Below are 8,440 nucleotides of genomic sequence, written 5' to 3'. Positions count from 1 at the left end.
GTCTTGTCTATTCCAATCATTTCCAGTATTTTATGTGGGGTAGGTTGAGGGGTAACCAAAGATCATGCCAAAGAAATCTAAAGAGCTATCAGCACTCAGTGTAGCAAAAATTAAAACAACTGGTCGACACTCTGTAGGTGGTGTCGATGGCTTATGCTTGAATGTCGAAGGCAATTCTCGTGTTTGGATTTTACGTGCTGTTGTTGGCAAACGTCTCGATAGAGATGGAAAGTTAAAACCTCATCGCCGTGATATTGGTCTTGGTCCCTACCCTGAAGTTTCATTAGCTGAAGCCCGAGCTAAAGCAACTGAATTAAGATTACAAATACGAAATGGCATTGATCCAATTGCACATAAGCAGAAACAGCTTGAAAAATTGCATAGCCAAAAACTTCGTGACAAAACATTCATGGAGTGTGCGGAAGTTGTTATTGCCAATAAAACCCGTGAACTCAAAAATCAAAAGCATATTGGGCAATGGTCATCCACATTAGAAACCTATATCTATCCAACTTTAGGTAATCTCACCATTGGCACAATTACCAAAGTTGATATTGCAGAAGCTCTTAAACCAATTTGGATCGAAAAAAATGAAACAGCCAAACGTATTCGTGGTCGCATAGAAACTATTTTTGATTATGCTAAGGCTATGGGATATTTTGAGGGTACTAACCCTGCTGAATGGAAAGGTAATCTTGAGCCAATCTTAGGCAACTTAAAACAGGAATCGCGCCCTCATCCATCCCTGCCTTATGAACAAGTCGCTGAGTTTATCCAGCATTTAAAACAGAAAAAAGGCATTTCTCCGAAAGCTCTAGAATTTGCAATCTTAACTGCTTGTCGGTCTGGTGAGGTTTTTGGGGCAACTTGGCAAGAAATTGATTTTAATAATAAGGTCTGGATCATTCCAAAAGAGCGGATGAAAGCAGAAAAAGAACATCGTGTTCCCTTATCCCTACAAGCCATTAGTTTACTTAAATCTATTCAAGAGCATATTCAGCTACAAGATTTCATCTTCCCTGCCCCACGCAATGGACAAATGCTTTCTGACATGTCATTAACTGCTTTGATTAAGCGTATGCATGAACAAAAGCTTAAAGAAAATGGCTTAGGCTATATTGATCCAAAACAAAACCGAGTGATTACAACACACGGTTTTCGATCTACATTCCGTGACTGGTCTGCTGATAAGACTGATTACCCTCGTGAGGTCTGTGAGCATGTTCTTGCTCACAAATTACCAGATGAAGTTGAAGCTGCATATTTACGCGGAGCTTATCTTGAAAAGCGTAAGGGATTAATGGAGGATTGGGCTGATTTTTGTATGCATAACTTTATATAGTTCACTTACTATCATTTATAAAAAGGGAATACATTATGATAATTTAAGCTCTCAATCGAATTCATCTTTTATCAATTTCGGCAATATATAAACAGCTTTCAACATATTTTCTAAAACACCCATCGCAAGTGAGAGTTGTGTTGGTGTATGAGGCTTAACTTCATGTGCTGAACTATTACCGAGGGTTCTTACTTTATGTAAAATATCAGCATCAACTGGTGTTATAACTCTTTGCTCAACTAAGTCATTAATTTTATTATATAAATCCCTACCTGAAGCATTTTTCTCTTTACAAACAGTCTCAACAATAGCTCTAAGACCAATACCGGCTAAAATAGGTGAATCATTAATCAAGGCAGCAGCGGTTTCACGATAGATACGTGACAAATCTGAAGGTAAGTGCAGAATATCATCCCCTAGATCTTTTCTCCCTTCAATTCTAGAGGGATATAGTTTTTCTGCCTCCATCATCTCCCATTCCTCCTCACCAACTTGTATATAATCCTCAGAAGTGCATGATACCTCTCGATAAGACAAAACCTTGCAACCTTTACATCTGATGATTTGATAATTATGCCACCAGTCCAGTGAATACTTAGGCTCAGTTCCAGATTGATCAACAGAGACAATAATTTCATGGGCTGTACGACCAGAGCACTTAATACACGGTACTTGGACCTCGTAACCAGTAGATTGATTAATTTCTTCTTTAACCATAAATTTCTAACTTAAACTAAAACTGCTCACGATCCAATACAAAAAATAATCAATATAAATTATATAGCTATAATAATTTTGATGTATTTATACTATATCCTACTTCTTTAAGTTCCTTTGCTAAAAGAAATTTCCATGCACCAGCTGAATCAAGATCTGTCCAAACAACACCAATATAGTCCGAAGGTATCTCCAAATTATCTGTTTTAAGTGCACAGACTCGCTCACGGCCAATTTTTCCCATGAAATATCCTAATTCCAATATTACATTCTGACGCGCACGTGGTAAGAGATCTTCTGCGGAATGAGCTTTTCCAAGATCATCTGGTGTAAGAAGAACAACAGCAAATCCAACATCAGAGTGCGCCTCAATCTTTTCTATAATTGTCTTTCCTCTGTTGGCTTGCTCATGCAAAATAATTGCTTCTAATCCTAGTTGCTCAATCAAACGTGCAACTTTATTTAACGTATTTTCATCATGTCCATGTACGATGAACACTTTATTATTCGATACTTGCATTTTTACTTCAAAGTTAGGTTGAACTGATGAATTAATATATTGCTTATAATCTCTGACAAAAGGAATGATTAAGTTACGAACCAGTGTGTGGATATGATCAATAATTTTCCTTCCTGAACTATAGTACATATAGCTAAAATTCCAAGCAAAATTCTCTTCATTTCCAAATTTCTGTATTAACAAATACTGTAAACCTAAAACTTCTATATCATCATCTGGCCACTCCAGCTTAGCAGAACCAATCATGCTACCCTGTGTTTTTTCACTATTTTCAAGAAACTTTTCTAAATCAATATTTTCTATCAACTCAGCATTTTTTGCCTCTAAAGACTCATCTTTTAATAATCTAGCTAACTTTTTAAGTTCATTTTCATATGTTTGAAGATGAGCAGCTTGAAGATCTAGAAGGGTATTATCAATTTTTTTAAAGATATTATTCATCTGCGCCATTATCACCTTTCATTCTTGCTTCAGAAGCTTTATCAAGTATAGCTTGTCTATAAGTAGATTTTAATTCAGCTGAAATGTCTTTAATCATTGAATTATTTGGATAACTTCTGCTACGCTCATCTACCCAACTTTCCATCTTCACTATAGCCTGTTCGATACTTTCGGCATCAAATGGATTAAAATTTAATGTACCCAACTCTCCATCTAGTTCAGATGTAAACCGGCCTAACTCCTCTAAACTCTTAGATAGACTATCTAGACCTTTCATAAAATGCTCCTTTCTCATAATTTTTAATTAGTTCAAATTTTAGTTAATAAGTAATAACTTATTGTATATATGATAAAGAAATAAACATCTATAAAAAAGTCAGCCAAGACACAAATTGTCGCAAGCTTTTTTTACTTTATTTGAGAGAGCATCATTATTTATTTTTGTAATCAAAAATCTTTATTCGACTACCTTTTATGCAAATCAGATCGGTTTGAGTCATATTAAGCATTAACAACTGATTTGACTCAGTTTTGTTGTAAATTATGATTAGTGTTAATTTCAAATTCACGTAATAAATTTACTCATTCAACCACAACTCACTCCTGTGTATTTACAGAAAATTTTCTTCGTATATATTGATGATATATTTAACAATTACCAAAAAGTCCGTACTAAAATAACGCATAAGTATGTACACTTTGGATCGGAGCATGTAGGCTAAAATTTACAAGAATAATCAACCAAAATATTAGGATAGAGAAATCATGGATACCGTAGTGGAACATTCTGAAAATACCACGGTAGGGGATCAAATCAAAATCGTATATGACCTGGAAAAGTATATATTTGAAAAAATCTACTCTACTCCACCCTTCAGTTTCAACAAGTCTATCAGGATGGCCGTTGATTTCGAAATGCTTAAAACAATAATATATGCATTACACGATGAAGGGCTATTTAAAGAATCGAATGAAGATCGAGTAAAAAGATTATGTAAGGATCCTGTGCAAGTACCTATTCCTTGTAAAAAAGGTGACAATAAAGTTGAAAAACTGGACTTTGAATATTTGCCTAAACATTATCATGAAATCATTTCAGACATAAAAAGCTATCGATCCGCCATCGAAACTAAAAATCATACGCAAGCAAAAATTATATATAAGAGCTTACTCCAGCAATACTCAAAACATCGTGATTGTTACGTAGTCGAATTATTACCTGAAAGCCTTCAAAACACGATCGATAAAATTCAACTCAGCTATCTTTCACAAGAAACTGATGAAATCAAAGAAAAAGCTTATATCGACTTTGTTGAAGAATTTATCAAGAAATACGAACATGACCATGTAGCACTTTGGGATAAGTTAAAGTTTTCAAGACAGGATCAGAATACGCTCAAGGAATTGTCTTTTCTTTCATTTCGATTCATTGGTCCATTAAAAAATAAGTTTGCTATACGCCAACACAATTCGAAGATCCAGTCCCTGAAACCCAAAAAAAATATACTGTTCGAACAACTTATGGAGTATCTGGACAAAAAAGCGACAGCATATGTACGTGAGATTTTAATCCAAATGTATGATCAAAAAGAAAAAACATATAAAAAACAACAAGAAAATATTGACAAACTGTTACGAACTTACTTTAAAAAATATCAGACAAAGATATTAAACAGGAAACAACAGGTTAAAATTATTGCTAAGATTAAAACTAAATTTAAACCTCAAATAATACAAATATTAGAAAAAAAACAAGAGAAAAAACAGCAACAGCTTGCTTTTAAAGTGAAACAGCAAAAGGACATTGTGCGAAATCTGACAAATTCGTCAACAGGAACTATAGGCAGTGAGCCTGTTTATGACCCTTACTTATTTACTCCTACTGCATCTATCCATGACGCAAATGCTCTAACTGAACTCAAAACAAAAGCCACCCGAAATAAATCTGCTAAAAAGCAGAAAGGTTTTCAGACTCAGGAGCATCCAACTACTCAGCCTAAAAGAAATTTTATTGGTGATACTAAAAGGATGCTAAAAAAGAATCATGAAATCTATCAGTCTTTGAAAAACCTTCTAAATGATTAAGTTCATCATTTCACACTGAGAAATATATTGGCTCCACGCACTTTCTGCATCAAGTGTATTTTCATTCAAGTACCGTCTATTCGTTGGTTCAACACCTTCCCGATTGAACCAACGCTATAGAAGGAAATCTAAATGGCTACTATCCAAAACACAGTACAAATGCTGCGTCTACATGAGCTGATTAAACTGATCGGTTTATCTCGGTCATCCATTTATGACCGGCTAAACCGACGGTCTAAACGCTACGATCCTAATTTTCCCCGCCCGTTGAAGCTTAACAATGCCTCACGGTGGTTACTCTCTGAAGTTGAAGAGTGGATTGAAAGTAAAATTTCAACACGCAATCAAGGGAATACTGAGAGCTAACGCTGTACTTGTAAATTCAAAACATAATGCAGCTGTGCAATGCATTCTGAAATTATAAGTATGGCTAGGCTATCATTTTAATTTTCAATGAATTACGGTCTTATATATTTACTATTACTCTATATTTATAAATCACAGAATATTCTATGTATTTATAGATGATCAGAAGTCTCAAAGTATTCAGCTACATCAATGTTCATGTTACCCGACAAGTTATTGATGTATTGGCAATACTGGTGAAGTAAATACGATCATAGTTTATTCTAAATTAGCTGAACCAACCTTACATCCCATCATGGATACTGCGCTAAACAGTATCCATTGGATGCTTATACCCAGAATACTGATCACAGTTGCGCTTTTAACTTTAAATCGAGTTTAATTTATATGCGCATTATAAATGTAAATGCTGGTCGGCATATGGGAACACATGACCAATGGCTCCAGCAATTTGAAACCGAACTGCAAATTACTCCAGTCAACGATGGCGATAAAACCATCTTTGTCGGACATTCACAGGATAACATCACAGCTCCTGCTTTAGGGAGAGCTAAACTGGTCAAACAGTTCAAAAAACGTAACTTCCCTGAAGTCACAACTGAAACGAAAATACTATCGAATGGTCGCTATGGCTTTGCCGTCAAACACCCTGCTCAAATGAGTAATTTACCTTCTGATATTGCAGAACTTATAAACTATTCTACGCTTTCAGACATTATGAAGGGTCTTGATATTCAGGCATTTGATTATGCACTAAGCCAGATGTCAGAGGATGAATTAGATCTTCTACGTAATGGCACACCTCTATCTTCCAGTCTAAAGGAGAATTTGCTCCCGTACATTAATGCAATAAATAAGTTTATTGGATTAATTCGTGCCTTTTTTCGTCGCCCGAACATCAGACGCAAAGTTTACGATGAGCGGAAGAATCTGAAAAAAAATAAGTCTCGAATGATCGAAATGTTCAACTCTTTAATTGAACGGTATTCGCGTGTAGTCGTTGTTCGACTTGATTTATATCTCAAGCATAAACCTGAAACATTACTGCAAACCTGTTTCAAAGCTGAAGATTGTTTATCTAAAAATGATTTTGATGCATTTAAAAAGTGTGTTGAACAACTACTAGAAAACAAGCGGCATAATCCTGTGTTGAAACAAGCCATCGGTTATATTTTTCGTTTTGAATATACGCCAAGACGTGGATTCCATCTGCATACATTCTGGTTTTTCAATGGGAATAAAAATCAGGAAGACATTAGCCTCGCACAAGGTATTGAAAAGCTTTGGAAAAAAGTGACCAATGATCAAGGTTATGCCTACATCTGTAATATGCGGAAGCATACTTACGAAAACTGTTTTTTAGGCACGATTGAATACAACCAATCGCAGAAAAGAAAGTGGCTTGAAGATGGCTTTGATTATCTCTGTAAAACCAGCCAGTTATTCATTTTCAGCAACATGAAAAATGGACGACGTTTCCAGATTAGTCAGCCTTTAAAACCACAGACTCGTGGTCGTCCGAGAAAAAACCACCTAGAACTCAATGCCTTTGCGGGAGATGAAGCATGATTAGATTACAGCCTGACGAATCCTATGCATCTCTACTCAGTACTCACCATATCACTCAAGCGTATATCCAGCCTTTTATTGGCTATATACCCAATAATCGCCCTCCTGTTGGCTTGGATGATTATCTGAAGTTGTATCTCATGATTACTGAAAATAAGACTTTTAAGATTATCTCCAAACAACCAACTTACGACTATCTGGTGCCTCATGTTTATCTAACGCCCAAGGGTGTTAATTTACTCAAGATTATTCAGGATATTCCGATTAATCCTTTCCTGACAGATAAATTTTCAGATGTGATCATCAGACCTGAAATAAAGCTGATGGTTGATTTACTGTACAAGCACAGACTCATTGACTTTCCACTTGGATTGTATCAACAGTTTGAAGCAGTTGTTGATGGGTTCTGTCAGGATCTAAAAGTGAGATCTAAAACACGAGATTTTATGAGCTTGAAAAATCACTGGGATTCTTCATTTGGCAATTCTAGAAAGGCTTATAATCGTTTTGAAGAAGCTGTCTTATGTAACAATCCAATGTTTCAGGTTCATTCATTGCTTGTTTCTGCTGAGTTTATGAATGTTGATGATTTTTCAATGGATCAGAAAACATTTAGTCCTGTAACTGTTGAGGATATGCTGCGGGCCACGTCGAGTAAAATTATCGAAGCAGTCTGGGCTAACAATGCTGAAAATCACACTCTAGGTATTTTGTCGAAACAGGAAACGACTATTAGAGGTTTTAAGAGTATTCGGCTCATATTTTTTGTAGCACGCGAAGATACCGACTTTACCCCTTTTGCTGAATCTCAACTTTATACAGATGTTGAACCTTTTGAATTCCGAGAAGGGAAAACCAGTGTTGCGTGGAGTGATATTACCTGCATGAACTCAGGCGTAGAGCCTTTGGTTTATGGTATAGAATCCAATTTTTACGATACAAATCAGAACTACATTGGGATGCGACTTACCACTTTAAAATACAGTTTGATTGGTCCTGAATACTGGGTTCGGTTTAAGTACACCAACACAACGTTTAAAGTCGAAAAAAGTTCATATTAATCAATTATTTTATGATTAATAACATTCGTGTAACCCTGAAAGTTTCGACTCTCAGGGTTTTAAATATATATATGACCAAGTTTACTCAACTACATCTTTACAGACGTTACTAGGCGGAGTGAATTATAACTTGCCTCGAAGTATCAGATGCAGTGATAGACTGCCGCCTGCTGCATCTTGGCTTGCAGTTGATGTTTAATCCTGATGCTTCTCAATTTGATGACGTTCTTGAATTAACTATTCAAACTGTTGACTCAATAGCACATAATCAATTAAATATAAACAATAATTCTAAATCTATAACCACAGCCAATCGCAAATATACCTATAGCTTTACTA

General features: G+C 35.6%; 8 protein-coding genes. 5 read left to right on the top strand and 3 right to left on the bottom strand.

Annotation, left to right across the window (positions count from 1 at the left end):
- Positions 1-64 precede the first annotated feature (64 nt).
- Entirely contained in the window at positions 65-1,342 is a 1,278-nt protein-coding gene (locus MKL32_RS03565; protein WP_270900185.1) for a tyrosine-type recombinase/integrase, read from the top strand.
- 51 nt (positions 1,343-1,393) lie between these two features.
- On the opposite strand, the gene MKL32_RS03560 is transcribed toward MKL32_RS03565, so the two are convergent.
- The 3 genes from MKL32_RS03560 to MKL32_RS03550 form a co-directional block, all read right to left on the bottom strand.
- On the bottom strand, positions 1,394-2,059 hold the full coding sequence (locus MKL32_RS03560) for a DUF4145 domain-containing protein (protein ID WP_270900184.1): 666 nt from the start codon (positions 2,057-2,059) through the stop codon (positions 1,394-1,396).
- Between the two features lie 67 nt (positions 2,060-2,126).
- Positions 2,127-3,029: a nucleotide-binding protein gene (locus MKL32_RS03555; RefSeq protein ID WP_270900183.1), complete on the bottom strand. Its 903-nt coding sequence runs from the start codon at positions 3,027-3,029 to the stop codon at positions 2,127-2,129.
- Positions 3,013-3,297, bottom strand: coding sequence for a hypothetical protein (locus MKL32_RS03550; RefSeq protein WP_270900182.1), 285 nt, complete (start codon positions 3,295-3,297; stop codon positions 3,013-3,015). The genes MKL32_RS03555 and MKL32_RS03550 overlap by 17 nt, the downstream gene beginning before the upstream one ends.
- Positions 3,298-3,785: 488 nt before the next feature.
- Between MKL32_RS03550 and MKL32_RS03545 the strand changes: the two genes are divergently transcribed.
- The 4 genes from MKL32_RS03545 to MKL32_RS03530 all read left to right on the top strand — a co-directional run bounded on the left by MKL32_RS03545 (position 3,786) and on the right by MKL32_RS03530 (position 8,101).
- Positions 3,786-5,105, top strand: a complete 1,320-nt coding sequence (locus tag MKL32_RS03545; RefSeq protein ID WP_270900181.1) for a hypothetical protein — start codon at positions 3,786-3,788, stop codon at positions 5,103-5,105.
- Positions 5,106-5,237: 132 nt separating this feature from the next.
- Positions 5,238-5,471, top strand: coding sequence for a helix-turn-helix transcriptional regulator (locus tag MKL32_RS03540; RefSeq protein WP_270900180.1), 234 nt, complete (start codon positions 5,238-5,240; stop codon positions 5,469-5,471).
- Positions 5,472-5,858: 387 nt separating this feature from the next.
- A complete protein-coding gene (locus tag MKL32_RS03535; RefSeq protein ID WP_270900179.1) occupies positions 5,859-7,040 on the top strand; it encodes a YagK/YfjJ domain-containing protein in 1,182 nt (393 codons plus the stop codon).
- Positions 7,037-8,101 carry a hypothetical protein gene (locus MKL32_RS03530; RefSeq protein ID WP_270900178.1) on the top strand — a complete coding sequence of 355 codons (1,065 nt, stop codon included), beginning with the start codon at positions 7,037-7,039 and terminating at the stop codon, positions 8,099-8,101. Before MKL32_RS03535 ends, MKL32_RS03530 begins: the two co-directional genes overlap by 4 nt.
- Positions 8,102-8,440: the final 339 nt, after the last annotated feature.

Source organism: Acinetobacter sp. AOR34_HL (assembly GCF_027854795.1).
GTDB lineage: Bacteria > Pseudomonadota > Gammaproteobacteria > Pseudomonadales > Moraxellaceae > Acinetobacter > Acinetobacter junii.
The sequence above is the reverse complement of the archived record's forward strand: the minus strand, read 5'-3'. Positions and strand labels throughout refer to the sequence as shown.

Excerpts from the sequence above, each read along its gene's own strand:
- MKL32_RS03550 (WP_270900182.1), bottom strand. The coding sequence starts at position 3,297 with ATGAAAGGTCTAGATAGTCTATCTAAGAGTTTAGAGGAGTTAGGCCGG.
- MKL32_RS03535 (WP_270900179.1), top strand. The coding sequence starts at position 5,859 with ATGCGCATTATAAATGTAAATGCTGGTCGGCATATGGGAACACATGAC.
- MKL32_RS03530 (WP_270900178.1), top strand. The coding sequence starts at position 7,037 with ATGATTAGATTACAGCCTGACGAATCCTATGCATCTCTACTCAGTACT.
- MKL32_RS03560 (WP_270900184.1), bottom strand. The coding sequence starts at position 2,059 with ATGGTTAAAGAAGAAATTAATCAATCTACTGGTTACGAGGTCCAAGTA.
- MKL32_RS03545 (WP_270900181.1), top strand. The coding sequence starts at position 3,786 with ATGGATACCGTAGTGGAACATTCTGAAAATACCACGGTAGGGGATCAA.
- MKL32_RS03565 (WP_270900185.1), top strand. The coding sequence starts at position 65 with ATGCCAAAGAAATCTAAAGAGCTATCAGCACTCAGTGTAGCAAAAATT.
- MKL32_RS03555 (WP_270900183.1), bottom strand. The coding sequence starts at position 3,029 with ATGGCGCAGATGAATAATATCTTTAAAAAAATTGATAATACCCTTCTA.
- MKL32_RS03540 (WP_270900180.1), top strand. The coding sequence starts at position 5,238 with ATGGCTACTATCCAAAACACAGTACAAATGCTGCGTCTACATGAGCTG.